The organism is Streptomyces sp. NPDC002092 (genome assembly GCF_053593775.1).
The window spans coordinates 37,222-64,209 of sequence record NZ_JBSFDG010000033.1; the positions used below are offsets into that span (position 1 = coordinate 37,222).

Below are 26,988 nucleotides of genomic sequence, written 5' to 3' on the forward strand. Positions count from 1 at the left end.
ATCTCAGTGTCACCATTTCGGCGCAGCAGGTCCTTCGGGGCGGAGCGGTCGGTTCGTCCGCGGGCCGGGCGACGCAGACAGCCGATCTCCGCGCCGCGCCGCAGCCCGACACGTGGCCGACCCTTTGAAGCTCCGTGCGTATATGTCTGTTCTGCGGAGGCGGCCCGTCAGGGATACCCGCCCCGCACAAGGGAACGAGCCATGCTCGGGAAAGCTCTACGACGTCCTTGAGCTGATCCTCCCCGGCACCGGGCGGGTTTGCCCAGGGCCGCCCGGGCAAACCCGCGTTGTCGGTGGTGGCTACGAGGCTGGAGGGCATGGGACAGCAGCGACGCTGAGCAGCTGCTGCGCGGCCGGATCTACAAAGCCGACCGAAGCCGGGACGCAGCTACGCCGGCCTGGTGGGCGGGCCGCTGGACGGATTGCTGCTCGACATCACCGGCTGGAGGCCGGAGGAGATCGACGACGGTGTCTCCCTCCTCACGGGAGCTCGGGCAGTCCGGCCCCGGCGGGCGGGCACTGTACGACCCGCGCATCGGCGACCCGGCTCGCTGGGACTGGTCCGGCGACCGCCCCTGGCAGCCCGCCGCGCGGTCGGGTGAAGACACGGCTGCCGCGGAGCCCTCCCCGGGTGCCCGGGCGTAGTGCCGTACATGAACCCCATCAACGAGGCGTACGTGAGCGAGCCGGGCCTGGTCGTCGTCGACATCGCAACCGCCGACGACGCCACCGCCCTGGCCTTCCAGCAGCTGCTCGCGACCGCCGGCGTTGCCGGGGGTGGCGGTAGCGAGCCAGCCATTTCAGGTTCGCCGCCGGCACCTCATCCAGCGGCGCAAGCCGCTGGTAGGTCCAGCCGATGTGCGCGCACGCCTCCGCGACGGACTCAGCGGCGCCCAGGGCGCGTTCGCCGCCGGCGCCGCACGTCCCGACGTCCCGGGCAGCCTGACGGCCCGCTCCGAGACTCTCCACCGAACCTGGGCCGGCATCCCTCCTCCAGCAGCCCTCTCCTTCACTCCGGAACGAGCGCAACCCCAGCTGGCAGAGACCGCAACCCGCTGAATACGCAACCCCAGCCCCGCCCTGCCGGCCTCCCGGGACCGGCAGGCGGAGGACCGGGCCGTCCGCGTACGAGAAGGCCCGACGGGAACCGGGTGCAGGATGGGAGGGAGATCACCAAAGGGGGAGAGCGTGCAGCTGACCATCGACACCCGGACCGACACGTACGACCAGGTGATCGCAGCCGTGCAGGCCGCCTACGGGGTCAACCCCGCCGCCACGGCGGGAGACTGGCCCAAAGCCCCCGCCCTGGAACCCCGGCCGGGGCCGGAACAACTCAGCGGCGAGGACCTCCGGGAAGGCTGGACGGACCGGCTCCTGTTCGACACGATCGCCGCCGTGATGCCCGGTGCCCGCGCCGTGCTGCGCCGCATCGTCGAGCTGGGCGGCTTGCCCGTAAGGCACTGGATGCGTTCGACGACACGCCCCTAGAAGTGTCAGTCCGTCGTGCTGTGCGCATCGCGAACCTGGTGGGCGACACCAAGTACGCGATTCGGCTTTCGCTCGACCTCAAAACCATGGGTGGGGACCGCGAGACGAACGGTGAAATCTCCCGCATGCTCATGGAGGATCCATCGACCTGGGGATCGACGACGGGGCCTGCAGAGCAAGCCATCAAGGCGTCGATGAATGATCGCAAGGTCGAGGGCAGCGAAAACATCGACGGTCATTCACTTGCTCAGCTGGAGTTCTGGGCCAAGGAACTTAAATGGATCAAGGAGAGTGGCGAGAAGGCCGACTACGAGAAGGATCTGGCCCGCGAGTGCGGACAGAGCAGATCCTTGCCCGGACTCGGCACCTGACGTTCGCTCTCTTGCGCTCCTGGGAACGTCGCCTCGACTACGGCACCATCAACGAGTCCATCTTCGGCGGCTATCGTGTCAAAGTTGACGCGCTCCTTGCCGACGGTGTGCCGGATCTGCTCCAGCAGTTCAGCGCCGTCTACCGGCGTCTCCAGGAGGCAGCCGACAGCGCACCTGAGCGCGACGTCAACCGAAGAACTGTCTCAGGCGATCACCACGTGCCGCCGCATCCTGAAAGCTGTCGTTGACCACGTGTTCCCAGCCCGTGACGAGCCTTCTGCGGACGGGCTGATCCTGGACGATTCGAAACACCGCAATCGCTTGTCCGTGTTCATCAAGCAGACGGTCAGCAGCGATTCCGAGCAGGCGCTCATCACCGCCATCGTTGCCGGCCTGTACGAGCGATTCAGCGCCATCGACAAGATGACGAACAAGGCAGTTCACGCCGAGGTTGCGGTCGGGATCGCCAATCTCTGCCCGCTGAATACTTACATCATCTGCGGCGAGATCATCAGCCTGCACACTCTGGCGTCCGAGAAGGAAGGCGAGCGGACGCCGTTGGCAGAAACCGCCGCCACCTGAAGCAGCCAAACATGCCGAGAAGGCCTTGCCACAGAGGTCCCCGGGGTCCCGTCCGTCGGTCTCACTGCCGCTTACCAGTCGCCGGGTGCGCTGCCCACCCACGCGATCGGTTGTCCCTCGCTGATGCGGCCCCAGTGCGGTGGCTCCATCGAGACCTCGTGACCGTTGTCCAGGACGCAGATCCGCCCCCAGCGGCCGTGCTTGCCCGGACGGATCCCGTGAACCAGGCCGCGTCGCCGTCGCGCACGGCCTGGTCGTAGTGGTCCTGGAACGGCTGGAGGTGGGCAAGCAACTCCAAGCCGAGCTGGGTCTCCGCCGCTTTCGACCTGTGACCTTGCTTCCTGCACCCCAGAGTCGGACAGCACAAACGCGATGACCTTCTCCGCCTCGGCGAAGGCGCTGTTGCGGACATGCCGCCGCACGGCTTCCTGCACACGCTGCTCTTTATCGGGTGCGGTCATCACGCCGCTCCTTCGGCTGCCCACTCCAACCCCAGGATGGCGAGTGCGGTGAGTTTGTCGGTGGTGAGCTTGGTCCGGCGGCTCTTCTGGTTCATGATCCACACTCCGAGCTTGACCTCGGTGCCGTCCTCCAGCCGCTCCACGTGGCTCCTGGGGACGGTCAGGGAGCCGGTGCGGGCTTTGTACTGCGCCAGAGCCGCAACGCCCCGCTCGAAGGCGCTCACAGGCGCCCTAGACGGCTTCGCGGGCTCCTCCGGCTCCGGGGGAAGCGGCACGATGCCAAGCTGCTCCAGGCGCTCGCGCTGCCTGACCATCAGGGCCTGCCAGACCTCCGGCTTCTGCTGCTTGGCGAGCCATTTCCCGATGTCCATGCCGTGGACGGTGACGCCGGGCAGGACCTCTACCGTGCCGGCTTGGCCTTCTTCGTCGGCGACGAGTTCGCGCAGCGCCGCGTAGTGCCGCTGCCAGTCCGCCGGCCAGTCCGGGTTCCAGTCCTCGTCCACGGCCTCCAGGGCCGCCTTCCACTCCGGGTGGCCCTCCAACGCACCCGGGCGGCGCAGGTTGCTCAACCACTGTCCTACCGGCCTGTCCAGGGCCACGGCGGACCTTGGAGCACAGAGGGTCCAGTGCTCTTCGTAGTACGCCTTCGCGGCTTCGAGGTTCTCCTGGAAGCGTTCGTCGGCCAGGGACCAGACCATGCCGAGCTGTTCGAGTCGCCTGGCGCGTTGGCCGGCCATCTGTCCGGCTGCGTAGGCGCGTCGTTGTTCCGCGACCCATTGTCCGAGTGGTGTCGCGCCCTCGCGGTGTCCGTAGGGCACCCTGGCGTTCCCGACCCGCTCGACGTATGTCTTCAGCTTCGCCCAGCCGCGGGCCCAGTCCTGGCGTTCGGTGTCGATGATGTTGAAGGAGACCCAGTCCGCGACCATCACGGGATCCCTGGGGGCGGCAAAACGGAGCAGGAGACGGGATTCTTCCTCGCCGTCTTCGGGCGCAGAGCCGATGTTCACGGACGATTGCGCGACGTCTTTCTGCGGCTCCTGTGGAATGGCGAGCAGTTCGACGGCTTCTTCGTCGTGGGCCCGCAGGCCTTCCAGGACTTTCACCAGGGGCCGGTAGGAGCCGGAGGTGAACATGTCCTCGGGCTGCTCTCCCGGCTGGAGGAAGACGGGCACGATCAGGGAGGCGAGTTTGCCCTGCCCGGGCTTCTGCCGGAGCGCCCGGCCGATGGCCTGGACGATGTCGTGCGGAGCGCCCTTGGGGTCCAGTAGAGCAACCGAATCCACGCTTCGAATATCGACACCCTCGCCCAAAACGCGACAGTTCGAGAGCACGGCCCGCTGCGCCGTCGACCCGAACGAACCCAGAACCTCCCGCCGGCGCTCCGGGACGTGCTCGCCGCACAGCCAGTCGGCCCTGATCCGCTTCGGGTACGTCTCCGGCTGATCCGCATGCAGCTTCGCCGCGACGCGCTCCAAGCCCTCCGCGTAGGCCTGCGCCTCGATGGTGCGGTGGTGGAAGGTGATGCACGTCGACAGGTCGTGCTGCGCCATCGTGTGCAGCAACGCAGCCTGGAGGGCTCCGAGGCGCTGCCCGCGGACCTCTTCGGTGTGCCGCTCCTCGCCCATGAGCCGCTCGGGTGTGACGACCGGGTCCTTCAGCTCCAGGACGATGATCTGGTACCGCGCCAACAGGCCCCGGGAGACGGCAGAAGCGAGCGAGAGCTTGTACAGGACGGGCCCGAAGACCTTCTCGTCGTCCATGCTCGCCGCCATCTGACGCGGCAGCGGATCCCGCACCCCCTCGGCAACCTCGCGGTTCAGCCGCTCCTCCCAGATCCGCGGCGTCGCCGTCAGGTACAGCCGCCGGTACGCCGGGATGACGCTCTGGTCATGGATGTCCGCCCACGCCTTACCCATCGAGCCACTTGTCCGGTGGGCCTCATCAACGACCGCGAGGTCTAGCGGATCAAGCTTCTGCCCGTAGACACCCTCGAACGCCTCCGCCAGAACACCCAAAGACGCGTAGGTGGCATAGATGGTGACCGGCCCCTGCCCGTGCCACAGCGCCAACTGGATCGGGTTCGTCGTGGAGCGCACCTTCAACGACCACAGCTCCGGATCGTCCTGGAGCGAACACACCGCAACCGCCGGCCCCTTGTGCCCGGCCTCGTGCCACGCCCTCACCGTCTGCGCCAGCAGATCCAGCGTCGGCACCAACACGAGTACGCGGCCCCCGGGCACAAGACGCCTCGCCGACGCGGCAGCCATGATGGTCTTCCCGGTGCCGCACGCCGCGTGCACCTGCCCGCGAAGACCATTCCAGGGAATACCACCCGGCGGAACATCAAGACCCCGCACAATGGCGGAAACGGCCTCGATCTGGTGATCACGCAGCTTCACGGCCATGCCCCGTGCTCTCCTTTTCCCGCGGAAGGCGGCACATAAATAGCAAATAGAATTCAGGCGCAAGGTGCGCGGCGGTAGGGGTGTAGCATCTGATCCCAGACTCTACACAGTCAAGGCTCGTGATGCATCACCCGTAGATCACTTCACACCCCGAGGATGGAACGCTGACTCAATCTCACCCTCACCTACAGTCGACTGTCCTCTATGTTGACAGGGCGATAGGTGAACATGTCGGGACAGGTAGACGATAGGGGAGGGGTTCAGGGTGGAGCGCAGCGGAACCCGTCACTACAACCAGGCCGGCACCCCATCAGGCCGACGGTCCGTTACATCCCTTGCAGAGGTGATAGCTGGGAATCCCAAGCCTTACACAGTCCCGCGCGTAATGCATCCCCCTCCTACTGCCAGCCCCAGGAATCCCGCTTGCGGGATTTCATCAATTCGCGCTTGCGCGAATTGACACGCACTCAGAATTCCGCTTGCGGAATTCGATTCCACCCGCTTGCGGGGGGAATCTGGCGGAGCGTCAGCGGAGCCGTTCTCTATGCAGCGCGCCAGCGCTGCATAGCCCGCGGAGCGGGCTATGCCCCGGCAAGCCGGGGCATAGAGCACGAATTGCGCAAGCGCAATTCGAATTCCGGCGCGAGCGCCGGAATTGAATTCCGCAAGCGGAATTCCAACGGGATCTCAATTCGCGCAAGCGCGAATTGAGAGTGACCGCGCAAGCGCGGTCACCGAGGCTGGCAGCAAGAGGAGGTCCATCACGCGCCGGTCTGTGTGGCCGCTGGGAAACAAACGGCCACCGCCGCAACGGATGTGACGGATCGTCGGACTGACGTGGTGCCGCCACCACCGCAGTGACGGGCACCGCTGCACTCCACCCGAACCCTCCCACCTTCTCAACCACCGCTGCACTCCACCCGAACCCTCCCACCTTCTCAACTGGCCGTACGGGCAACCCTGCAACAGCCCGTCAGCGTACACCCGCCCCTCTCGCCGTGGGCGCGGCAATCGGCCAAGTGTCATCCCGAGAGGTGAACCTTCGTCCAGGGTGATGCATCACAAATATGTACTGTGTAGAGTCTGGAAGTCTGTATCGCTACCACCTCAGGCTCTCATTGTGTCCGTCAGGGCCGTCCAAGTGGCGTGCTCGCGCTGCTTGTTGAGCCATCGCCCGATGTCCATGCCGTGCACGGTGCCGCCCAGACCTGCGCCGGGTACCGCTCCGGCTGATCCGCGTGCAACCGCTTGGCAGTGGAGATGCCTGGTCCGGCACCGTCCGTGACATCGGGGTCCACAGCACCCCGTATTCGCGTGCCGGAGGGCCCGGACGCTCACACATGGGTGCCGTAGAACTGCTCGGCCCATTTGCGGACCAGCATGATGGGACCGTCCTCGGCCACGAGCTTGGGATACTTGGTGAAGCGGCGGTTCTCCCAGATCGGGATATCGGCCCGGAACTGTGCCAGAGTTGCCCAGTTGACCACTCTGCTCAGCAGCGGCGTCAGGGCGGGGTATCGGGCGTTTGCCCTTGTCACCGTACGAATGTTGAGTTTTCCCGGCTCCTCCGGGGTGAGGCCGGCCACCTGCAGGAGACGCAGGCCGAGCGAGGGCACGGCGAATTCGGCGACGACCTGGCCGAGTCCCGCACACTGGAAGTGCAGGTGCGCCTTGATGTCCTTCATGTACTTGAGGTTGTGGAATCCGTCGAGTGTCACCGAGCCCCTGAGGACCGGGCCGTCGGGACTGACGTCCTGCACTATGGCCCTGGCCCGGTGGACCGGGCCGAAATGGCCGATGTCGACTATGTTCTCCACGAAGTCGTGCTGGTGGCCGCGAAAGCTGTGCTGCAGTCGCGCAGGTCCCGTGAATCCGGCCTCGGACACCTCGACGGGTTCCCAGGTGGGCTGCGCGCCGTCCGCGTTGTGCCATCCCCAGATGAGGCCGTGCAACTCGCGCACCGGCAGGCTGTGCAGCGCCGCGCGCGGCGGGCGCTTGCTGTACGGCGTGCGGACGCAGGTGCCGTCCGGTCCGTAGGCGAAGCCGTGGAAGGGGCAGACCACGCTCTCGCCGACGACTCGGCCGCCGTGGCCGAGGTGGGCGCCGAGGTGCGGGCAGTGCGGTCGCACCGCCCGCAGGACCCCACGGGCGGTGCGGTACACCACCACGTCCTCGCCGGCGAGTGTCCGCGTGATCAGCCGCCCGCGTGTGATTTCCGTCGAGAACGCTACGGCGTACCATCCGTCGGGTGTCTCGGCACCCTCGCGCGCAGTCGCCTTCATGGCCTCCCCTTCAGTGCTTCATGCCGGTCCTCGTCGACGACGCAGCCGTGGCCGGTGCGCCTGGCTCCCCTCAGCGTGTTTCGGCCCCCGCGGTGAGGGGCGTTTCCGGCGGGGCGGCGGAGCGTACGAAGGTGCGCATGGTCCTCGGCTCCGGCATCAGCGCCATCCCCGCGACCGGGCGCAGGGTCGCGTCCGGTTCCGGCCGAAGCCGCCAGCGGGCGGTGATCACGCTCAGTGCCAGCACCGCCTCGGTGGTACCGAAGACGTCACCGACGCACTGCCGGGCCCCGGCGCTGAAGGGAATGTACGTGCCGCGGGGCGGCCGTTGCCCGTCCTGCCAGCGATAGGGGTCGAAGCGGTCGGCGTCGGGGTAGAGCCCTTCGCTGCGATGGATGAGGTAGGGGCTGCACACCACGATGTCTCCCGGGCCGAGCCGGTGCCCCGCCAGCTCGGTTCGCGCGGTGACCGATCGGGTGAGCAGCCATGCGGGCGGGTAGAGGCGCAGCGTCTCCCGAACGACCGCGGCGCACAGCGTCAGGTGCGGAACGTCGTCGAACGTGGCGGTGCGTCCCCCGAGCACCGAGTCCAGTTCCCGGTGCAGCTCGCGCTCGATGTCCGGATGTGCGGCCAGCAGGTGCAGTGCCCAGCACAGTGCGGTCGCGGTGGTCTCCGTGCCCGCCAGGAAGATGGTGACCACCTGGTCCCAGATCTGGAGGTCTGTCAGGCCCTGGCCTTCCTCGGTGCGGGAGGCCAGCAGCATCGAGAGGACGTCGCCGTGGTCGATGCCGCTTTGCCGGTATTGCGTGATGATCTTGTGGAGCGTTTCCCTGAGCTGCCCGATGGCCGTGCGGGCACGCCGGTTGCCGGGCGTGGGCAGCTTCTCCAGGAGTCGCGGTGTCAGCATTCGCCGGAACTGGCTCTTCTGGATGTGGTGCAGTCCTTCGTGGACGGAGGTGATGTCCGCTTCGCTGAAGTTGCCCGCTATCAGGGTCTTGACCAGGGTCCGTGCCGTGATGGCGTTCATCTGGGCGGCGACGTCGATCTGCCGGCCATGCCGCCACCGGTCTGCTACTGCTGCCGCGGACTCGGTCATCACCTGCCCGTAGCGGCTGAGGCGATCACGTCGGAAGGCGGGCTGGACCATCCTTCGTATTCTGCGGTGACCGCTGTGCGGGCAGGTGGCGAGGCCGTCCCCGAGGAGTTCTTGCAGTTGGTCCCAGAGCAGGCCCCGCTTGTCATACGTCCGGTCGTCGCGCAGCACCTGGTGCACGAGGTCGGGGTGGCACAGGACGTGCGCCCGTTGGGGACCGATGCGGATCTGCACCAGGTCTCCGTGGGTGGGCAGTTCCTCCAGGAAGCGCAGCGGATCCCTGCGCAGGCGCAGCGAATGCCCCAGCAGGGGGAGTGCCTTGGGAGCAACACCGAATGCGAGGTGCGTCGACACGGACATCTCCTGTCAGAAGAAGGGGGGATCCTCAGATACGGCCGGCTTCGGCGGGGTCGCAGATGACCAGGCCTCCGGTGAACTCCCCCTGGAAATCCGTGCCGTGGTAGCGCGGGGTGACCTTCATGTACTGCAGGTTTCCGGACATGATCCACTCCAGACGCCGGCAGGTCTCCCGCGCGGCCGGGGACGCGCCGTCGGTGATCCAGGCCGTGCGCAGGCGCAGGTAGTCCTGTTCGATCCGGTGGATCATGTCCACAAGGCGGTCCACGGCGTCCTGCCAACCCGAAGCATGACGGTGTGCCAGCATCGGGATCGCCTGGACCAGGTCGGTGACGCGGTCCGCGTTGCGGATGTACTCCATGCGGAACGAGTAGGCGTCGTTGACGAGACAGGTGTGCGTGTGCGCGAGGCGCTTCAGCTGGGCGAGCTGCGGGCTGTCGAGTTCGTCCGGTGTGAGCTGACCGGTCCGGTTCAGGGCGGGGAGCGCGGCGATGTAGAAGAGGCCGTAGGTCCGCCGTCGTATCTCGAGATACGTGTCCAGGTCGAGTGCGGCCCCTGCGCCTGGTTCCGCTCCTACCTGGAATTCGGTGATGATGCCGTCGGCCAGGGCGTGCAGACCGTTCATGAAGTCGTTCCCCACCCGGGGGGTCATGCGGCGGCGCAACTCGGCGAAGGGGCGCAGGATTTCCTTGATCGGCGCCGGGTGTGCCGAGGCGTCTACCGCCAGGACCGGGTCATGCCCCGAGGCCGCGGTCCGCGAGATGTGTTCGGCGCCTTCGAGGAGTTCGTGCCAGGCCGGTCGCCAGTGCGCCGACCAGCCGGGGCCGTGGGTTTCGCGGTCGCGTTCGACGGCGTCGTGAAAGACCGTCAGAGCGCTGGTGATCTTGCTCCAGAGAAGCAGGTCACCACGGTCGACGTCGGGGAACACCATGCTCTGCCACAGGCTGTGGCGGCTTCGGCGGGCATGTCCGATCCAGAAGTCGTCCACCTGGTCGTATCCGGAGAACACCCGGGCGGTCCAGTCGGCGACCTCGCTCTCGACCGCCTCGTAGTGCGGATTGACTTCCACGGGAAATGCGCACCGGATATCGGGAAGGAAGAAGGAAATCACCGGGGCCAGTGTGTCGCTCACGAGCGATCCTGCCACCTTTCAGGTCTCGGGGTTCACAGGCCGAATCGCCGTACGCGGCGTTGGAAGTCCTGCACCGCGCTCGCGAAGTCCTCCCTGTCGAAGTCCGGCCAGTTCTTCTCGCAGAAATGAAGTTCGGCCTGGGCCGCCTGCCACAGCAGAAATCCGGAAAGGCGCCGTTCGCCCGAGGTGCGGATGACCAGATCGATGTCCGGCTGGTCGGCGGTGTACAGATGCCGGGCCAGTACGTCCGGGGCGACGCGGACGCCGCCGCCCGTATGGTGCGAGGTGCTTCCGTCCAGGACGCCGCGCAGGGCGCTGAGGATCTCCAGGCGCCCGTCGTAGGCGAGTGCGATGTTCGCCCGGCCGTGGTGGGCGTCGGCCGTGGTGGCCACGAGGTCGAGCAGCTGGGTGCGGTGCCGGGGCGGCAGCAGGTCGAGTTCGCCGATGAGGCGCAGTCGCCAGCGCCCGGCCGCGGCGATGGGCCGCAGGCCTTCGAGCACCGCGTCCATCAGCGGGGTGATGTGCGCGGCGGGGCGCCGAAGGTTGTCGGCCGACAGGGCCCACGCCGTTACATGCGGGATGCCGGCCTGTTCACACCACGTCAGCAGTTCTCCGACCTTCTGCGCGCCGCGGCGGTAGGCGCTGTGCAGGGAGGTCCCCTGTGCCGCCGCCCAACGGCGGTTGCCGTCGAGAATGATGCCCAAGTGATGCAGGTGGTTCTGGATACCGAGGGCGGAGTCGCCGGGTGCTGCGGTCAGTGCCGGGCTCATGGTGTCTCCTGTTGTCGTGTCGAGGCCGGCCGTGTGGCATGCCCCGACGCGGTCGCGGTGCCGCTCAGGCAGGCAGGACGGGGCGCTCCCAGATGACCAGGGCGGTGAACCCCCGGGGGCTGCGCGGTGCGTGGACGCTGCCCGGTTCCATCACGAGCAGGCTGTTCTGGCCGTAGGTGCCGTCCTCGGTCTCGAGTTCGCCGTCGAGGACGAAGATCAGCTCGTAGCCGGGGTGCACGTGCGCCTGTGCCTGGGCTCCGGGCAGGTAGCGCACGATCGCCGCCGCGGGGCCGTCGGCGCCGGTCTCCTGCGTGCCGTACAGGCGGTGGATCTCGGCGCCAACCCGGCCGTCCGTGATCAGCGGCTGGAAGTCGAGGTCCTGGAGGGCCATGCGGCCCGCCCCGGACGCCGCGAAGAGAGCGGGGAGCTGTTCGGTCAAGGATGAAGGCATGGCTGGTCCTTGTGGTGGTCGGTGGGTGGGAGCGGGCTGTGTCTGGTGGTGCGGGCCCGGCCACTGCGAAGGGACGCAGCGGCCGGTCGGGGGGCGCCGTGGTCGGGTCAGCGGGCGAAGTGGCGTCGCGGCAGCGCGAGCAGCGCTGCGACGAGACCGCCGATGCCCGCGGCGAAGAAGGCCTGTTGAAAGCCCTGGTGCAGGGCGGCGGTGTGGCCGATCCCGGAGTGCCCGCCGAGCAGGCGGCTCGTGTGGGCGGCCGCGACGGCGGTGAATGCCGCCAGCAGGGCGGAGCTTCCGGTCTGCTGGGCGGTGTACTGCAGGGCTGAGACCACGCCGCGCTCGGAGGGCTTGGCGCCGCTGGTCGCGGAGAGCATGTTGGCGAGGTTGGCGACGGTGGCACCGCAGCCGATGAGGATGTCCGGGCCGAGCCGGCTGCCGACGAAGCTGGTCGAGGGGGTGGTGGCGAACCACAGCAGGCCCGCTGCCATGACGGCGGGAGCGGCGATGGCCATGTTGCGGACGCCGAATCGTGCGACCAGCTTCGGGCCGATCCGGCCCATGGGGAGGATCATCACGGCGGCCGGCAGCAGGCTGAGGCCGGCGCGGGTCGGTGACTGGCCGAGGGCCTGTTCGTTGTCGAGCGCGACGAGGACCAGAGCACACAGGAACGCGCCGGAGACCAGGGCGGCCCGCAGGTTCGCGGTGTGGACGACAGGGTTGCGCGGGATGCGCAGCGGCAGCAGCGGGTCGGGGCTGCGGTGCTCGTTCCAGCCGAAGGCGACGAACAGGGCCAGGGAGGCCGCGATGCCGCCGAGTGTGGGGGTGCTCAGCCAGCCGCGGTGCGCCGTCTCGGAGAGGGTGTAGATCAGCAGGGCCAGGGCCAGGGTCACCGTCATGGCGCCCGCCATGTCGAAGCGCCGGGATCCGGCGGCCTGCTCCCGGGTGGGGCGCGGCAGGAAGCGCGGGGTCAGGGCCAGGATGAGGGCGCCCACGGGGACGTTGACGAGGAACAGCCACCGCCAGCCGAGGGCGTCGGTGAGCAGGCCGCCGAGGATGAGGCCGAATCCGGCGCCCGACCCGATGACCGCCTGGAAGGTACCCATGGCGCGCTGGCGCCTGGGGCCCTCGGGGAAGAGATCGAGGATGAGGGCGAGGGTGCACGGCGTGGTGATCGCGGCGCCGATGCCCTGTGCGGCACGCGCGGCGATGAGCACGGCGGCGTTGGGTGCCAGTGCCGCGGCGAGCGAGGCGAGGGTGAACAAGGAGATGCCGAGTGTGAAGGAGCTGCGCCGCCCGAACAGGTCGACCACGCGTCCCCCGAGCATCATTGCTCCGGCGTAGGTGAGGGTGAAGGCCGTGGTGATCCAGGACAAGGAGGCCGCGGACAGGTGCAGGCCGCGGCTGATCGGTGTCATGGCGACACTGACGATGGTCATGTCGACCGCGATCATGAAGTAGCCGATGACGGCCAGGGTGAAGGCGATCCCGGGGTGGCTGACCTCGGCATGTGTGTCAGGGGCGGCCACAGGGGTCTCGGCGTTGACGGCTTCTGCTTGTTTGCTGGTCATAAGGTGGTCCCGGGGTGGCAGGGATGGTGGCGGGTCCCGCAGTGCGACGCCTGCGGGCGGGAGGTCGCCGGGCGAACGGGGGCGCGCCGGGCGCCGGGGTTGTCGCGCACGTTCACAGGTCCGCTCCGGCGCCGGTCTCGGCCCTGCCGAGCAGCCGCAGGATGCCGGTGGCCGCTCGGTCGAAGCGGCTCTCGTCCCGGGCGGCGCGTGCCAGGACGTAGCCGCCTTGCATGACGGCCACGATCGATGCCGCCGTGGCGAGGGGATCGAGTTCGGCGTCGAGCTCGCCGTCGGCCTGGCTTTCGGCCAGCACGGCGGCGAGCCGGTGCTGGAGCCAGTCGAACGTCTCCTTGATGGGCCGGAGCAGTTCGGGCTCGCCCATGACGTGCGGGTCCTGGGTCAGGCCCCCGAGCGGGCAGCCCCTGAGGACCCCTCGCTGCCGGTGCAGGTACGCGGTGATGCGTTCCACGGCATGGCCCGGGGCGGCGAGCCGGTCGTCGACCGCGGTCCGCAGTTCCTGCGCACTTCGCTCGACGGCGGCTCGGGCCAGGTCGTGCTTGCCGCGGAAGTGGTGGTACATGCTGCCCTGGCCGACACCGGCCTCTCGGAGGATGTCCTTGGGGCTGGTGCCGTCGTACCCGCGGTCCCACAACAGGGACCGTGTGCTTTCGATGAGGCGTTCTTTCGCGTCCATGAATCGACTGTACCTACTAGTATGTACACCAACAGAGACGATATCCGGCCGACCGTTCTGGAACCCGGATGAATTTTCGAAGAATCCCGGGGCCTTTCGACCGTCCGGAAGGCGCATTCCAATTGTTCATGCCGGACACCGGCCACGCTTCGTCCGTCAGAGGAATTCCACGAGGAAGCGGACGAGTCCTGACGGGCGTCCCTCCTCCAAAGTGGAGAAACGGCCCCGGCGCCCTCGTCTCAGGTGGAGGCACGGGCCGTCCGCGCCCGTTCTGCCTGCTCCGGCAGCGCCTGGTCGACGCTCACCACCGAAGCGGTACGCGCGATCAACTGCAGCGCGGCGTCGTGCAGGTCCCCGCATGCGGACACGGTGGCGTCCGCCAGCACCTCCACGGTGTAGTCACGGTCGTGCCCGTCCCGCGCCCCGGCCAGCACCACCAGGTCGGTGGAGACCCCGGCGAGCAGCAGGGTGTCCACGCCTCTCGCACGCAGGACGAGGTCGAGTTCCGTGCCGTAGAACGGGCTGACGCGCCGTTTCACGACGATCGGCTCGCCCGGTTCGGGCTTGACCGCGTCATGGAAGCGCGTTCCCCATGAGTCCATGACCAGGGCGCCCCGCTCGCGCGCCGTGGCGAAGACGGGTGAGTGCGCCGGCGCCTCGGAGAAGTCCGGCGAGAAGCCGACCACGACGTGGATCACCGGGATGCCGCGGGCCCTGGCGCGGGCGAGCGCCGTCGCCACCCGGTCCAGGACCTGGCGGTCTGCCGCCTGCCGGGCGTATCCGTGCGGGGCGTATGCCCCGTCCGGATGGACGATCTCGTTGAGCATGTCCAGCACTATCAACGCAGGAGACCGTTCCACGATGTTCCCCTCTTTTGTCTCGCGGCAGATGTCAGTGCATCTCGTTCACCCAGAGCTTCGGCGAAGTGAGGTATCGCTTCCACGGTAATGAGCAAAGTCGATCGATACATGAGCGCAGATTCCTTGCCGCCCTTGCCGAAACAGTTCTAGCTTTCTGTGCCAAGGAATTGGACTTCGGAAAAGCGAGGAATTTTTATGACCGAGCAGCTTGCTGCGCGATGGATTTCGGGGCCGATGGCGGGGGCGCAGGAACCCGCACCGGCACACCGGATCGCGATCGTGGGGAGCGGCCCTCGCGGTGTCGCCGTGCTGGAGCGCGTCGCGGCCCGGGTCGCACCGTCGCCCGGTCGCCGGGTGGAGGTCTGCCTGATCGACGCGGAGGAGGTCGGGTGCGGACGGCTGTGGCGTTCGGACCAGCCCGAATGGTTCCTGATGAACACCGTGTGCGGGGAGGTCACCATGTTCTCCGGGCCGCCCGACGACGGCCCGGCGCGCCCGGGTTCGGGCCCGTCCCTGGCCGAGTGGTGGAGCGCGCATGAGCCGGGCTTCCCCGGCAAGGACGGCTACGCGCCCCGCCGTGTGCACGGCAGGTATCTGCGGTACGTCGTCGACACCGTCGAACGCACGCTGCCCGAGGGGGCAAGCCTGCGCCGGATACAGGCGCGCGTGGAAAACGTGACTCCCCTGGGCGGCGGGGGGTACCGGCTCTCGTTCGCCGGGCGGGCGGACCTCTGCGCCGACAAGGTGATCCTGGCGACCGGGCATGCGCGCCCGAACCAGGTGGGGCAGTTTCGGGACTTCGCCGAATTCGCTGCAGCGAGGCCGCATCTTCGGTATTTCGCGGGTGATTCGGTGGCCGAGATGCCCTTGGAGGAGATCCCGGACCGTTCCAAGGTCGGGGCGATCGGGCTCGGTCTGTCCTTCTACGATCTGATGCTGGCCCTCAGCGTCGGCCGCGGCGGCAGATTCGACGAGGCCGCCGACGGCAGCCTGACGTACCTGCCCAGTGGCCGGGAGCCACTCCTGGTGGCCGGTTCCCGCAGCGGTGTGCCGCTGCCGGCCCGCGGGCGCAACCAGAAGCCGTCCACGCTGGCGTTCGAACCCGTGCTCTTCACCCCGGCCCGCATCCGCCGCCGTACCACCTTCGGGCAGATCCGCTTCATGACCGACGTGTTCCCGTGGAACCTCGCGGAGGTGGAGCTCGTGTACTACCGCACGGCCCTGCGCGAGCGGGACGGCGAAGCGGCCGCGGGCGCGTTCACCGAGCAGGTGGTCGCCGCGGCCGAGGGTGGCGTACCGGAAGTGGCCAAGATCGCGGCCGGGTTCGGAGTGGCCGACCTGCCTCCGCTGGACTTCGAGCAGCTGGCCCGGCCCTTCGCCGGACGCCGCTTCGCCGACACCGCGGAATTCGACGAGGCGCTGAGCGCCCATATGCGCAAGGACCTCGAGCACGCCGACCGCGGAAACCACGCCGACCCGTTGAAGGCCGCGCTCGACGTGATGCGCGACACCCGGTGGGTGATACGGGAGATCGTCGATTTCGGCGGGCTGAGTCCCGACTCGCACCGCGATGAGTTCCTCGGCTGGTTCGCCCCGCGCAGCGCGATGCTGGCCGCGGGTCCACCGCGGATCCGCGTGCGTCAGGCGATGGCGTTGCGGGCCGCAGGGGTGCTGCGGGTGGTGGGTCCTGACTCCCGGTTCACGACGTACGAGAGCCACGAGGGCCGGTTCATGGTCTCCTCGGCGCAGGTGGCGGGATCAACCGTCGCGGTGGACACCCTGATCGACGCGCGGACGCCCGAGCCGAACGTCGGGCGTGACCCAGCCGCCCTCACCCGCAATCTGCTCGCCCGCGGGACGTGGACCGAGTTCGTCAACGGCAGTGGCCCGCAGGCCTTTCCCACCGGCGGGGTCGCCGTCACCCGCAGCCCCTTCCATCCCGTCGACGACGCGGGCCGCACCGACACCGGCCTCTACGTCCTGGGCGTCCCCACCGAGCACACCCGCTGGTTCACCCTGGTGGGCAGCGGCCGGCCCGGCCCCTGGAACGAGTTCACCCGGGACGCCGACGCTATCGCGCGGGACGCGCTGCAGGCTCGGCGGCAGACGGCCCGGCCAGTGCGCCGCCGAGCGGTCCAGGCGGCCTGAGCCGCGGCCGGCCGTCCGCGTGTGCCTGCTCCCGCGCCCCCGGTCCCGCGGCCGCCAGCTCCTGGGCGATGGAGACCAGTTCGTGGACCGCGGCGGGCGGCCGGACGCCGACCCGGGTGGCCAGCGCGACGTGCCGGCAGACCGCGGGGGCCAGCGGGAGCTGTGTCACACCGGCGGGCAGGGAGAGCGTGGAGGAGGTGGGCAGCACCGTGACCCCGAGGCCTTCGGCGACCATCGCCAGCAGGGAGTTGAGATCGCGCAGCCGGTGGGCGACGTCCGGCTCGACGCCTCCGATCCGCAGCACCGCACGTATCACCGGCTCCACCCCTCCCACCGGCATCAGCAGGCGCTCGTGGGCCAGGCTGTGCACGGGCACCGGGGTGCCCTGGCGGGCCAGGCCGTGCCCGTCGGCGACCAGCAGGTGCATCTCGTCCTTCCACAGCGGGAAGGTGGTCAGGTCCTCCTTGGGCAGGGTGACCACGCCGATGTCGACGACCTGGCGGCGCAGCCACTGCGCGATCTGCGGGTCGGTGCCCTCCCGCAGTTCGATCTCCTGGTTGGGCAGCAGACGGTGGAAGCGGCTGATGAGGCCCGGCAGAAAGTGCAGTGCGAAACTCTGGCTGGTCGCGAACCGGATGGCGCCCCTGCGTCCTTCCCTGGTCGCGCGTGCGATGTCCTGGATGCGGTCGGTGTGGGTGACCACGGCCCGGGCGTGCTCGAGGACCTCGCTGCCGCACACGGTCAGCCGTACGCCGTTGCGATCGCGCTCCAGCAGCACGCAGCCGAGTTCTTCCTCGAGTTTGGCGATCGCATGGCTGATCGCGGACTGGCTGACCCCCATGCGCGCGGCCGCCCTGGTGAATCCCCCGCAGTCCGCGATCGCGATGAGCGCGCAGAACTGAGTGAGTTTCATCGACGACGCACTCACGTCGTCACCGGCAACGCGGCACGGCGGCCGCGCTCGAAGGCGGCGATCAGCTCGGCGTGGCGCAGGGTCTGCGCGATCGGGTCCTCGCCCGCCAGCAGCCGCTGCCGGGCGTGCTCCTCCAGGGCGAAGGGATGGCTGTGACCGGCACAACGCACCGACAGACGCTGCAGATCGACGGTGACCGGGGTGTCGGGGCGGGCCTCCACCCGGTCCCACAGCCGCTCCACCACCTCGGCGGGCAGTTCCACCGGCAGCAGCCCGTTCTGCAGCGCGTTCTCCCGGAAGATGTCGCCGTACCGGGGGGCGATGACGGCCCGGAAACCGTGGTCGAGCAGGGCCCACACGGCGTACTCCCTGGAGGATCCGGTGCCGAACTCGGTGCCGGCGACCAGGATCGTGGCGCCCTGGTACTGCGGCTGGTTGAGGACGAAGGCGGGGTCGTCGCGCCAGTCGGCGAACAGCGAGTCGGCGTGCCCGGTGCGCTGCGAGCGGTTGAGGAAGCGCACCGGGATGATCTGGTCGGTGTCGACGTTGCTCCGGCGCAGTGGCACGGCCGACCCGGTGTGGACGGTGAACTGGTGCACGGTGTGGCTCCTCACAGATCGCTGGGGGCGGCAAGCCGGCCGGCGACCGAGGTCGCGGCCGCGACAGCCGGGGAGACGATGTGGGTGCGCGACCCTTTGCCCTGCCTGCCTTCGAAGTTCCGGTTGTTGGTGGATGCCGCGCGCTGGCCGGGCCGCAGCCGGTCCTCGTTGAGCGCGGCGCACATCGAGCATCCGGCTGCCGCGCGGAAGTCGGCGCCGGCCCGTGCGAACACCTCGGCCAGTCCCTCTTCCTCGGCGCGGGCGCGGACGGCCGCGGAACCCGGCACGATGATGAGGTGGACGTCCTCGGCCACCCGGCGGCCGCGCAGCACGTCGGCGGCGGCCCTCAGGTCCTCGATCCGGCCGTTGGTGCACGAGCCGATGAAGACCGCGTCGACCGGGACGTCACGCATCGCTGTGCCGGGGCGCAGCCCGACGTACTCCAGGGCGCGGGCCGCGTCGGAGCGCTCCTGGGGGTCGGTGAAGTCGTCCGGCGAGGGCACCCGGGCGTCCAGCGGAATGCTCTGTCCCGGGTTCGTGCCCCAGGAGACATAGGGGCTGAGCCCGCCGGCGTCCAGGACGATCCCCTTGTGGAACACCGCGTCCTGGTCGCTGCGCAGCGCCCTCCAGTGGGCCACCTCCTCGTCCCACCGGGGCCCGCTCGGCATGCCGGGACGCCGGCTGAGGTAGTCGAAGGTGGTGTCGTCCGGTGCCACCACCCCGGCGCGTGACCCCGCCTCGACGGTCATGTTGCACAGGGTCATCCGCCCTTCCATGGAGAGCGCGGAGACCGCCTCGCCCCGGTACTCGATGATGTGTCCCTGCCCGCCCGAGGTGCCGATCCGGGCGATGACGGCCAGGATGAGGTCTTTGGCGCTGACGCCCTCCGGGAGACGGCCGTTGATCGTCACGGCCATGTCGTCGGGTCGGTGCAGCGCGAGGGTCTGGGTCGCCAGGACGTGCTCGACCTGACTGGTGCCGATACCGAAGGCCAGCGCGCCGAACGCGCCCTGTGTGGTGGTGTGCGAGTCGCAGCACACGATGGTCATGCCGGGGCGCGTCAGCCCCAGTTCGGGGCCGATGACATGGACGATGCCCTGGCGGGGATCGCCGAGCCGGTGCAACGGGATGCCGAACTCGGCGCAGTTGGACCGCATCAGCTCCGACTGCCTGCGCGAGCCGGGATCACGGATGACCCTTTCGACGGCGACGGTCGGGGTGTTGTGGTCCTCCGTGCCCAGCGTGAGGTCGGGACGACGTACCCGCCGCCCGGCCGCACGCAGGCCGTCGAACGCCTGCGGTGTGTTCACCTCGTGCAGCAGATGCAGATCGATGTAGAGCAGATCGTCTCCGCCTGCGCCCCTGTGCACCACGTGCTGATTCCAGATCTTCTGCGCCAGGGTTGATCCCATGAATCCCCCATCATCGAAGTTCATAACTCCATCTCGAACATCGATGCCAAAGTAAACCCGCACCGCACTCGGGCTGGCAACGAATTCCTTTGTAGCGGCCGGTCATCCTTTTGACGGGAGACCGGTTGACGTGCTTCAACCGTCGGTGGAGTCACCTGCTCCCGGTGTCTCCACCGCACCCGAAATTCAACCGACGAGCGATGACACGGCTCGCGGGTCAGGGGATTGTTTGGGAGGCCGGAATTCATCCCCGAGACTGAACAGAGGAGTCATGAAGCCGATCTACACACTCAGCGACGAGGAGCACGCAGAGCTGTATCGAGTCCTCGACGGCGTCGGCAAGAACCCCTACGAGGAGTACGAGGCGTTCTCCCAGGCCGTGCGTGACCTGGTCGAGCGGGGCGAGGTACCGCAGTTCTTCGTGGACGTGGCGCACCGCATCCGCGCGGAACGGGAGGCCGGCACGTCGGACGCCCACGTCATACGCAACTGCCCGATCGACCCCGAGCTTCCCGACCTCGGGGACGAGGACCCGGTCGCGGTGAAGCACGCCGCCAAAAGGACGTTCATCGGCGAGGCGCTCCTGGAGCTGTTCGCCCAGCTGGCGGGAAATCCGCTGCTCGCCTACGCGCGGAACTGGGGCGATTTCTTCACGGATGTGGTCGCCATCCGCAAGTACAGCGGAATGCTCACCGGCTACAGCGACAGCGAGTTGTTCTTCCATAATGACCGTACCGCCCACGACGTCCGGGCGGACTATATCGCCCTGCTCGGCATGAGGTGCCCGGGAAACGACCTGATCTACACGGGTTTCATCGACGGGCGCGCCATGCTGGACGAACTGACGGAAAACGAGCAGGCGATACTCCGCCGGCCGTACTACATCACTCCGTTCGATGTCTTCTCCAAGGAGAAGAACGAAAGCCTCACCTTCTCCGAGGTGCATCCGATCCTGGAGAACCACCACAGCTTCCGCTATCTGGACACCAGTACGACGACCGCGCCCGGCAGCCCCGTGGAGGCCAAGGACGCGCTCCTCGCCCTGAAGGACGCGCTGGCCAAGGTGGAGAAGCAGCGCCACCGGATCCTGGAACGCGACCTGTTCCTGCTGGCCAACCAGGACGGTCTGCACAGCCGGGAGAAGATCGAGATCAACGACCCGGCCGAGGCCCGCAAGCGCTGGCTCCTGAAGACCTACGCGTTCCGTGACGACGCGGCGGCGGACCGGCACGCCGACAAGTGGCTCGACTCGGTGCGGGGCCGCGTCGCCGACTGACCCCGTGCGCAGGCGGGACGGCGTAGGCACGACACAGAAGCGGAGAACCCCATGCCCACAGCGGCGGAGCGTTTCACGAGGATCCAGAAATCGGCGACCTATGCCGTTCTCGACCAGGTCAGGCAACTGCGCGCTCAGGGTGCCGACATCCTCGATCTCGGCGGTGGCGAGCCCGACTTCGGCACTCCGGGTCATATCGCCGCGGAGGCCGTCGCCGCCATCAACGACGGTTTCACCCACTACACACCGAGTCGCGGGACCCCCGAACTGCTGGGGGCGGTCGCCGAGAAACTGGCCAAGGACAACGGCGTCCTGGCCGACCCGGCAACCGAGATCATCGTGACGCCTTCGGCCAAGCACGCGCTGTACAGCGCCGTACTGACGGTGCTCGACCCCGGCGACGAGATCATCGTCCCCACTCCGAGCTGGGTGAGCTACGCCTCCATGGCCCATCTCGCGGGCGCCCGGCCGGTGTTCGCCGAGCTGAGCGCGCACGACGGCTTCCGCCTTTCCCGCCCCTTGCTCGAGGCGGCGGTGACCGAACGGACCAGGGCGGTCCTCGTCAACACGCCCAACAATCCGACCGGGCGGCTGCTGGACGCGGACGAAGTGGACGCGCTGGTCTCATTCGCCCGGGATCGTGATCTGTTCATCATCTCGGACGAGATCTACGAGAAGATCAACTACAGCGGGCGTCCGCACATCAGCCCGGCGTCCCTCCCCGATGCCCGCTGCCGCACCCTGACGGTGAACGGCTTCTCCAAGGCCTACGCCATGACCGGATGGCGCCTCGGCTACATCTGCGGGCCGGCCGAAGTGATCGGCGAGGTCCTCAAGGTGCAGCAGCACAGCGTGGGATGCGCTGGATCGTTCGTCCAGCGCGGCGGCCTGGCGGCGCTCAACGGACCGCAGGCGCCGATCGATGCGATGACGGCGCAGTACGCCGCCCGGCGCGACCGAATCGTCGCCGGTCTCAACCGGCTGCCGGGCGTTCGCTGCGCCGCTCCCGACGGAGCGCTGTACGTCTTTCCCGACATCCGGGACGCCGCCCGGGGCGGCTCCGAGCAGTTCACGTCCTGGCTGCTCGCCGAGGCCGGGGTCGCTGTCACCCCCGGCTCCGCCTTCGGGCCCGGCGGAGAGGGCCACATCCGGCTCTCCTTCGCCACGTCGCCCCAGGTCATCGACGAGGCGCTGCACCGGATGGCGACCGCCTTGACAGCCGACCGGCCCTAATCATCTGAGAGGTATTCACCATGTCCCTCATGGATCTGTCAGGCCCAGACGTACTGGCACCCACCCCGATCACCTCCGCCACCGTACGTCAACACCCCTCCGGGATGCCGGTCCATCGCTACAGCGCGCCCCCGCCGGTGCCCATGGCCGATCGCCGGTGGCCGCTGCGCACCCTGTCCAAGGCGCCGCGGTGGCTCTCCACGGATCTGCGCGACGGCAACCAGGCGCTGATCGAGCCGATGTCGCTCGATCGCAAACACACCATGTTCGACCTGCTGGTGTGCATGGGCTACAAGGAGATCGAGGTCGGATTCCCGGCCGCGTCGCACACGGAGTTCGACTTCGTGCGCTCGCTCATCGAGCGCAGGATGATCCCGGACGACGTCACCATCTCGGTGCTCACCCAGGCGCGGGAGGAGCTCATCGAGCGCACACTGCAGTCCCTGGTAGGGGTCCGCCGGGCGACGGTCCATCTGTACAACGCCACCGCCCCGCGCTTTCGCGAGGTCGTCTTCCGTTCCAGCCGTGACGAGGTGATCTCGATCGCGGTGAGCGGAACCCGCCACGTCATGGAGCACGCGCAGCGGATCCTCGGTCCGGACACGATGCTGGGCTTCGAGTACTCGCCGGAGATGTTCACCGGTACCGAGTTGGAGTTCTCGGCCGAGGTCTGCGAAGCCGTGATGGACGTATGGCAGCCGGGAGAAGGTCGCGAGATCATCCTCAATCTGCCGGCGACCGTGGAGCTGAGCACCCCCAACGTCTACGCCGACCAGATCGAGTGGATGTCCCGGACGTTGTCGCGCCGGGAGTACGTCTGCCTGTCCGCCCATCCGCACAACGACCGGGGCACAGGGGTCGCCGCGGCCGAACTCGCGTTGCTGGCCGGCGCGGACCGGGTGGAGGGCTGCCTGTTCGGCCAGGGCGAGCGGACCGGCAACGTCGACCTGGTGACGCTCGGACTGAACATGCTCACCCACGGGATCGACCCCGAAATCGACTTCTCCGACATCGAGGAGGTCAAGCGGACCTACCGCCACTGCAACCAGATGAGTGTGCCCGAACGGCACCCCTACGGCGGGGACCTGGTGTTCACCTCGTTCTCCGGGTCCCATCAGGACGCCATCAACAAGGGCTTCGAGGCCCAGCGCACGCAGGCGGCCCGCATGGGGATGCCCGTCGACCAACTCCCCTGGGACATGCCGTACCTGCCGCTCGACCCGCATGACATCGGCCGCAGCTACCAGGCGATCGTCCGCGTCAACAGCCAGTCGGGCAAGGGCGGGATCGCCTATCTGATGAAGGAGTGCCACGGGCTCGACCTGCCACGCCGCCTGCAGATCGAGTTCTCCGCTGTCGTCCAGGGCCACACCGACGCCCACGGCGGCGAGATCACGCCGGAGCGTCTGTGGACGGTCTTCGCACACGAGTACCGCCTCACCGACGAGCGGCCCGGCGAGTTTCTCGGGCTCCCCGCTCACCTGGCCCGCTCCGAGGACGAGGACAAGCTCGTCACGGCCCTCGCCGACCTCGGCATCACCGTCGACGTGGTGGATCGCAGCACTCACCTGGTGCACCGCACCGGCCAGGACGACGTCGCCGTCTACCTGGAGTGCATGGTCGGCGGTCGGACCCTCTGGGGCGCCGCACTGGACCCCGACCCGGCCCGCGCCACGGCCCTGGCCCTGCTGCGGGCGGTGGCACGGCACCGGCAGCAGGCCGCGCCCCGAAGCTTCCCCTGCCCCCACTGAGACGTCCCCGCCCGACGCGCGGCTCACCCCGTGACGGTCGCACTTTTCCTTCCCGTCCCGCATGCGCGGGCCCGACACCCTCTACAGATGTGTGGAGCAGACAATGCAGAACGCCGCCCGGCAGCCCCTGGACGCCGGCCCCTCACCACTGCGCTCCAGTGCACCCCGACCACGCGCCACCGCGCCACGCGTCACCGGCGCGCAGTCCCTGATTCTCGCTCTGGAGAACGCGGGGACCGACACCGTGTTCGGCATCCCGGGCGGCGCCATCCTCCCCGCCTACGACCCGCTCATGGACTCCCGGCAGCTGCGCCACATCCTGGTCCGCCACGAGCAGGGCGCCGGTCACGCGGCCGTGGGGTACGCGCAGGCGACCGGGAAGGTGGGCGTGTGCATGGCCACCTCGGGGCCCGGCGCCACCAACCTGGTCACGGCGATCGCGGACGCCCACATGGACTCGGTGCCGCTCGTGGCGATCACCGGGCAGGTCGCCTCGAAAGCGATCGGCACGGACGCCTTCCAGGAGGCGGACATCGTCGGCATCACCATGCCGATCACCAAGCACAACTACCTGGTGACCCGCGCCGACGACATCCCGCGGACCATCGCGGAGGCCTTTCACATCGCCTCCACCGGCCGCCCCGGCCCGGTCCTGGTCGACATCGCCAAGGACGCCCTGCAGGACGAGACCACGTTCGTCTGGCCCGGCCGACTGCAGCTGGCCGGATACCACCCCGTCGTCCGGCCCAATCTCCGGCAGATCCGCACGGCCGCCGAAATGATCGTCCAGGCCCGCAGGCCGGTCCTGTACGTCGGCGGCGGCACGGCGAAGGCGGATGCCGCCGCCGAGTTGAGGGAGCTGGCCGAACTGATCGGCGCGCCCGTCACCACCACGCTCATGGCGCTGGGGGTGTTCCCCGGCAGTCATCCGCTGCATGTCGGCATGCCCGGCATGCACGGCACGGTTGCCGCCGTCGCGGCACTGCAGAAGGCCGACCTGCTGGTGGCGCTCGGCACCCGCTTCGACGACCGCGTCACCGGCCGGCTCGACGGCTTCGCCCCGCACGCCAAGGTGATCCACGCGGACATCGATCCGGCCGAGATCGGCAAGAACCGCACAGCGGACGTGCCCATCGTGGGCGATGCCCGCAGCGTCATCGCGGAACTCGTCCGGGCCCTGCGCGGCGAACATGCACTCGGCCGCCGGGGCAGCTACGCCGCGTGGTGGCAGGACATCGACCGCTGGCGCCGCACCTACCCGCTGGGCTACGACGCCCCGCCGGGTGACGCGCTGGCCCCGCAGCAGGTGATCCAGCGCATCGGCCAGCTCGCTCCGGAGAACACGCTGTACGCGTCCGGGGTCGGGCAGCACCAGATGTGGGCGGCGCACTTCCTGCCCCACGAGCGGCCCCGCCAGTGGTTCAACTCGGGCGGCGCAGGGACCATGGGCTACTCGGTGCCCGCCGCGATGGGCGCGAAGGTCGGCCGCCCCGATGCCACGGTGTGGGCGATCGACGGGGACGGCTGCTTCCAGATGACCAACCAGGAACTGGTCACCTGTGCTCTCAACGACATCCCCATCAAGGTGGCGGTCATCAACAACGGCGCTCTGGGCATGGTCCGCCAGTGGCAGACCCTCTTCTACGGTCAGCGCTACTCCCAGACCGGCCTGCAGGCCCCTTCCGCCCCGGCGTCGCAGGGGCAGCGAACCGTCGGGACGCGGGTGCCCGACTTCGTGCGACTGGCCGACGCGATGGGCTGTGCCGCGATGCGCTGCGAACGTCCGCAGGACCTGGACGAGGTCATCGGTGCGGCCAACGCCGTACAGGACCGCCCGGTCGTCGTGGACTTCGTCGTACACCAGGACGCCCTGGTGTGGCCCATGGTGGCCGCTGGTGCGTCCAACGACGACATCATGTCCGCCCGCGGAATCCGTCCCGAGTTCTGAAACAGAGAGGTCGCCCACGCCATGCCCAAGCACACCCTGTCCGTTCTGGTGGAGAACCGCCCCGGGGTCCTCGCCCGGACCACCGCGCTGTTCTCACGCCGCGGCTTCAACATCGAGTCCGTGTCGGAGGGGACCACCCATGACCCGCGGGTCTCCCGCATCACCCTCGTGGTGAACGCCGAGGACCGCGAACTGGAGCAGGTGGTCAAACAGATCGGCAAGCTCGTCAACGTTCTCAAGATCGTGGAGTGCGACGGTGACACCGCGATCCGCCGGGGTCTCGTGCTGGTCACCGTCGAGGCGGACCGCCAGACCCGTCCCCTGGTCGTGGACACGGCCCGCCTGTTCGACGCCCGCGTCGTGGACGTGGCCCCGGACGCGGTGACCCTCGAGGGGTCCGGCAGCCCCGAGGACCTGCAGACGATGCTGCACATGCTCGAGCAGTTCGGCATCAGGGAACTGGTCCGCTCCGGCACCCTCGCCATCCGCCGGGCGTCCCACGGCGCCCGGCCGGCCCGAGCGCTGCCGCTGCGCCCGGCCCAGGCCGAGAGCTACCCGGTCAGCGCCTGAACCCCGCCACGCGCAACCGTCAACTCCCCCATCCGATGTGGCACTTCGCCCCGCTTCAAGGAGAGAACCCAAAGTGGCCGAGCTGTTCTACGACGCCGACGCCGACCTGTCCATCATCCAGGGCCGCAAGGTCGCGGTCATCGGTTACGGCAGCCAGGGCCACGCCCACGCGCTGTCGCTGCGTGACTCGGGTGTCGACGTCCGTGTCGGTCTGCACGAGGGCTCCAAGTCCAAGGCCAAGGCCGAGGAGCAGGGCCTGCGCGTGGTGACGCCGTCCGAGGCCGCCGCCGAGGCCGACGTCATCATGATCCTGGTGCCGGACCCGATCCAGGCCCAGGTCTACGAGGAGTCCATCAAGGACAACCTCAAGGACGGCGACGCGCTGTTCTTCGGCCACGGCCTGAACATCCGCTTCGACTTCATCGAGCCCCCGGCCAACGTCGACGTGTGCATGGTCGCCCCCAAGGGCCCGGGCCACCTGGTGCGCCGCCAGTACGAGGAGGGCCGCGGCGTTCCGTGCATCGCGGCCGTCGAGCAGGACGCGACCGGCAACGCCTTCGCGCTCGCGCTGTCGTACGCCAAGGGCATCGGCGGCACCCGCGCCGGCGTCATCAAGACCACCTT

The 26,988-nt window shown here is 68.7% G+C and carries 23 protein-coding genes and 2 pseudogenes; 13 read left to right on the top strand and 12 right to left on the bottom strand.

The features are described 5' to 3' along the window. Positions 1-342: 342 nt before the first annotated feature. The 6 genes and pseudogenes from ACWCRD_RS42690 to ACWCRD_RS42715 form a co-directional block, all read left to right on the top strand. Positions 343-576, top strand: a pseudogene (locus ACWCRD_RS42690) (hypothetical protein); the annotation flags it as partial. A 77-nt stretch (positions 577-653) separates the two neighbouring features. Continuing rightward, positions 654-713: pseudogene (locus ACWCRD_RS42695) on the top strand (DUF6207 family protein); the annotation flags it as partial. 475 nt (positions 714-1,188) lie between these two features. Continuing rightward, positions 1,189-1,488: a hypothetical protein gene (locus ACWCRD_RS42700; protein WP_450971084.1), complete on the top strand. Its 300-nt coding sequence runs from the start codon at positions 1,189-1,191 to the stop codon at positions 1,486-1,488. 20 nt (positions 1,489-1,508) lie between these two features. Further along, complete coding sequence (locus tag ACWCRD_RS42705) at positions 1,509-1,859, top strand: hypothetical protein (protein WP_450971085.1); 351 nt, start codon at positions 1,509-1,511, stop codon at positions 1,857-1,859. A gap of 11 nt (positions 1,860-1,870) precedes the next feature. Beyond that, positions 1,871-2,107: a hypothetical protein gene (locus ACWCRD_RS42710; RefSeq protein ID WP_450971059.1), complete on the top strand. Its 237-nt coding sequence runs from the start codon at positions 1,871-1,873 to the stop codon at positions 2,105-2,107. Positions 2,108-2,111: 4 nt separating this feature from the next. Further along, complete coding sequence (locus ACWCRD_RS42715) at positions 2,112-2,441, top strand: hypothetical protein (protein WP_450971060.1); 330 nt, start codon at positions 2,112-2,114, stop codon at positions 2,439-2,441. A 460-nt stretch (positions 2,442-2,901) separates the two neighbouring features. On the opposite strand, the gene ACWCRD_RS42720 is transcribed toward ACWCRD_RS42715, so the two are convergent. The 9 genes from ACWCRD_RS42720 to ACWCRD_RS42760 all read right to left on the bottom strand — a co-directional run bounded on the left by ACWCRD_RS42720 (position 2,902) and on the right by ACWCRD_RS42760 (position 14,514). Continuing rightward, entirely contained in the window at positions 2,902-5,307 is a 2,406-nt protein-coding gene (locus ACWCRD_RS42720) for a Helicase associated domain protein (protein ID WP_450971082.1), read from the bottom strand. A 1,334-nt stretch (positions 5,308-6,641) separates the two neighbouring features. Next, complete coding sequence (locus tag ACWCRD_RS42725) at positions 6,642-7,589, bottom strand: Rieske 2Fe-2S domain-containing protein (RefSeq protein WP_450971061.1); 948 nt, start codon at positions 7,587-7,589, stop codon at positions 6,642-6,644. A gap of 70 nt (positions 7,590-7,659) precedes the next feature. Beyond that, on the bottom strand, positions 7,660-9,033 hold the full coding sequence (locus tag ACWCRD_RS42730; protein ID WP_450971062.1) for a cytochrome P450: 1,374 nt from the start codon (positions 9,031-9,033) through the stop codon (positions 7,660-7,662). A 31-nt stretch (positions 9,034-9,064) separates the two neighbouring features. After that, the gene (locus ACWCRD_RS42735; protein ID WP_450971063.1) at positions 9,065-10,168 is read right to left on the bottom strand and encodes a terpene synthase family protein; all 1,104 of its coding nucleotides are present in this window, start codon (positions 10,166-10,168) and stop codon (positions 9,065-9,067) included. 32 nt (positions 10,169-10,200) lie between these two features. After that, positions 10,201-10,938, bottom strand: a complete 738-nt coding sequence (gene uppS, locus ACWCRD_RS42740; RefSeq protein ID WP_450971064.1) for a polyprenyl diphosphate synthase — start codon at positions 10,936-10,938, stop codon at positions 10,201-10,203. A 64-nt stretch (positions 10,939-11,002) separates the two neighbouring features. Further along, entirely contained in the window at positions 11,003-11,389 is a 387-nt protein-coding gene (locus ACWCRD_RS42745; RefSeq protein ID WP_450971065.1) for a cupin domain-containing protein, read from the bottom strand. 107 nt (positions 11,390-11,496) lie between these two features. After that, on the bottom strand, positions 11,497-12,960 hold the full coding sequence (locus ACWCRD_RS42750) for an MFS transporter (RefSeq protein WP_450971066.1): 1,464 nt from the start codon (positions 12,958-12,960) through the stop codon (positions 11,497-11,499). Between the two features lie 112 nt (positions 12,961-13,072). Continuing rightward, positions 13,073-13,654 (bottom strand): TetR/AcrR family transcriptional regulator, encoded by a 582-nt coding sequence (locus tag ACWCRD_RS42755; protein WP_450971067.1) that lies wholly within the window; start codon positions 13,652-13,654, stop codon positions 13,073-13,075. A 239-nt stretch (positions 13,655-13,893) separates the two neighbouring features. Continuing rightward, positions 13,894-14,514: a cysteine hydrolase family protein gene (locus tag ACWCRD_RS42760; protein WP_450971068.1), complete on the bottom strand. Its 621-nt coding sequence runs from the start codon at positions 14,512-14,514 to the stop codon at positions 13,894-13,896. Positions 14,515-14,709: 195 nt separating this feature from the next. On the opposite strand from ACWCRD_RS42760, the gene ACWCRD_RS42765 reads away from it, so the two are divergent. Continuing rightward, positions 14,710-16,662 (top strand): FAD/NAD(P)-binding protein, encoded by a 1,953-nt coding sequence (locus tag ACWCRD_RS42765; RefSeq protein WP_450971069.1) that lies wholly within the window; start codon positions 14,710-14,712, stop codon positions 16,660-16,662. On the opposite strand, the gene ACWCRD_RS42770 is transcribed toward ACWCRD_RS42765, so the two are convergent. Genes ACWCRD_RS42770 through leuC form a run of 3 tightly spaced genes read right to left on the bottom strand, consistent with a single transcriptional unit; the run spans position 16,586 to position 19,586 of the window. Next, entirely contained in the window at positions 16,586-17,575 is a 990-nt protein-coding gene (locus ACWCRD_RS42770; RefSeq protein ID WP_450971070.1) for a LysR family transcriptional regulator, read from the bottom strand. The genes ACWCRD_RS42765 and ACWCRD_RS42770 overlap by 77 nt on opposite strands. Before the next feature lie 11 nt (positions 17,576-17,586). Continuing rightward, the gene (gene leuD / locus ACWCRD_RS42775; protein WP_450971071.1) at positions 17,587-18,174 is read right to left on the bottom strand and encodes a 3-isopropylmalate dehydratase small subunit; all 588 of its coding nucleotides are present in this window, start codon (positions 18,172-18,174) and stop codon (positions 17,587-17,589) included. Positions 18,175-18,185: 11 nt separating this feature from the next. Continuing rightward, the gene (gene leuC, locus ACWCRD_RS42780; protein WP_450971072.1) at positions 18,186-19,586 is read right to left on the bottom strand and encodes a 3-isopropylmalate dehydratase large subunit; all 1,401 of its coding nucleotides are present in this window, start codon (positions 19,584-19,586) and stop codon (positions 18,186-18,188) included. 271 nt (positions 19,587-19,857) lie between these two features. Between leuC and ACWCRD_RS42785 the strand changes: the two genes are divergently transcribed. The 6 genes from ACWCRD_RS42785 to ilvC all read left to right on the top strand — a co-directional run. After that, positions 19,858-20,862 carry a TauD/TfdA family dioxygenase gene (locus tag ACWCRD_RS42785; RefSeq protein WP_450971073.1) on the top strand — a complete coding sequence of 335 codons (1,005 nt, stop codon included), beginning with the start codon at positions 19,858-19,860 and terminating at the stop codon, positions 20,860-20,862. A gap of 51 nt (positions 20,863-20,913) precedes the next feature. Then, entirely contained in the window at positions 20,914-22,095 is a 1,182-nt protein-coding gene (locus ACWCRD_RS42790) for a pyridoxal phosphate-dependent aminotransferase (protein ID WP_450971074.1), read from the top strand. Positions 22,096-22,115: 20 nt separating this feature from the next. Next, positions 22,116-23,846: a 2-isopropylmalate synthase gene (leuA, locus tag ACWCRD_RS42795; RefSeq protein ID WP_450971075.1), complete on the top strand. Its 1,731-nt coding sequence runs from the start codon at positions 22,116-22,118 to the stop codon at positions 23,844-23,846. Positions 23,847-23,949: 103 nt separating this feature from the next. Then, a complete protein-coding gene (locus tag ACWCRD_RS42800; protein WP_450971076.1) occupies positions 23,950-25,794 on the top strand; it encodes an acetolactate synthase large subunit in 1,845 nt (614 codons plus the stop codon). Positions 25,795-25,815: 21 nt separating this feature from the next. Beyond that, positions 25,816-26,364, top strand: coding sequence for an acetolactate synthase small subunit (ilvN, locus tag ACWCRD_RS42805; RefSeq protein ID WP_450971077.1), 549 nt, complete (start codon positions 25,816-25,818; stop codon positions 26,362-26,364). A 73-nt stretch (positions 26,365-26,437) separates the two neighbouring features. Next, positions 26,438-26,988 (top strand): ketol-acid reductoisomerase (ilvC, locus tag ACWCRD_RS42810; RefSeq protein WP_450971078.1); only part of this gene is annotated, 551 nt, incomplete at its 3' end.

Bases quoted from the DNA above. Each gene is read 5' to 3' on its own strand.
- ACWCRD_RS42765 (WP_450971069.1), top strand. From the start codon at position 14,710: ATGACCGAGCAGCTTGCTGCGCGATGGATTTCGGGGCCGATGGCGGGG.
- ACWCRD_RS42750 (WP_450971066.1), bottom strand. From the start codon at position 12,960: ATGACCAGCAAACAAGCAGAAGCCGTCAACGCCGAGACCCCTGTGGCC.
- ilvN (WP_450971077.1), top strand. From the start codon at position 25,816: ATGCCCAAGCACACCCTGTCCGTTCTGGTGGAGAACCGCCCCGGGGTC.
- ACWCRD_RS42785 (WP_450971073.1), top strand. From the start codon at position 19,858: ATGAAGCCGATCTACACACTCAGCGACGAGGAGCACGCAGAGCTGTAT.
- ACWCRD_RS42745 (WP_450971065.1), bottom strand. From the start codon at position 11,389: ATGCCTTCATCCTTGACCGAACAGCTCCCCGCTCTCTTCGCGGCGTCC.
- ACWCRD_RS42720 (WP_450971082.1), bottom strand. From the start codon at position 5,307: ATGGCCGTGAAGCTGCGTGATCACCAGATCGAGGCCGTTTCCGCCATT.
- ACWCRD_RS42770 (WP_450971070.1), bottom strand. From the start codon at position 17,575: ATGAAACTCACTCAGTTCTGCGCGCTCATCGCGATCGCGGACTGCGGG.
- uppS (WP_450971064.1), bottom strand. From the start codon at position 10,938: ATGAGCCCGGCACTGACCGCAGCACCCGGCGACTCCGCCCTCGGTATC.
- ACWCRD_RS42790 (WP_450971074.1), top strand. From the start codon at position 20,914: ATGCCCACAGCGGCGGAGCGTTTCACGAGGATCCAGAAATCGGCGACC.
- leuA (WP_450971075.1), top strand. From the start codon at position 22,116: ATGTCCCTCATGGATCTGTCAGGCCCAGACGTACTGGCACCCACCCCG.
- leuC (WP_450971072.1), bottom strand. From the start codon at position 19,586: ATGGGATCAACCCTGGCGCAGAAGATCTGGAATCAGCACGTGGTGCAC.
- ACWCRD_RS42800 (WP_450971076.1), top strand. From the start codon at position 23,950: ATGCAGAACGCCGCCCGGCAGCCCCTGGACGCCGGCCCCTCACCACTG.
- ACWCRD_RS42755 (WP_450971067.1), bottom strand. From the start codon at position 13,654: ATGGACGCGAAAGAACGCCTCATCGAAAGCACACGGTCCCTGTTGTGG.
- ACWCRD_RS42725 (WP_450971061.1), bottom strand. From the start codon at position 7,589: ATGAAGGCGACTGCGCGCGAGGGTGCCGAGACACCCGACGGATGGTAC.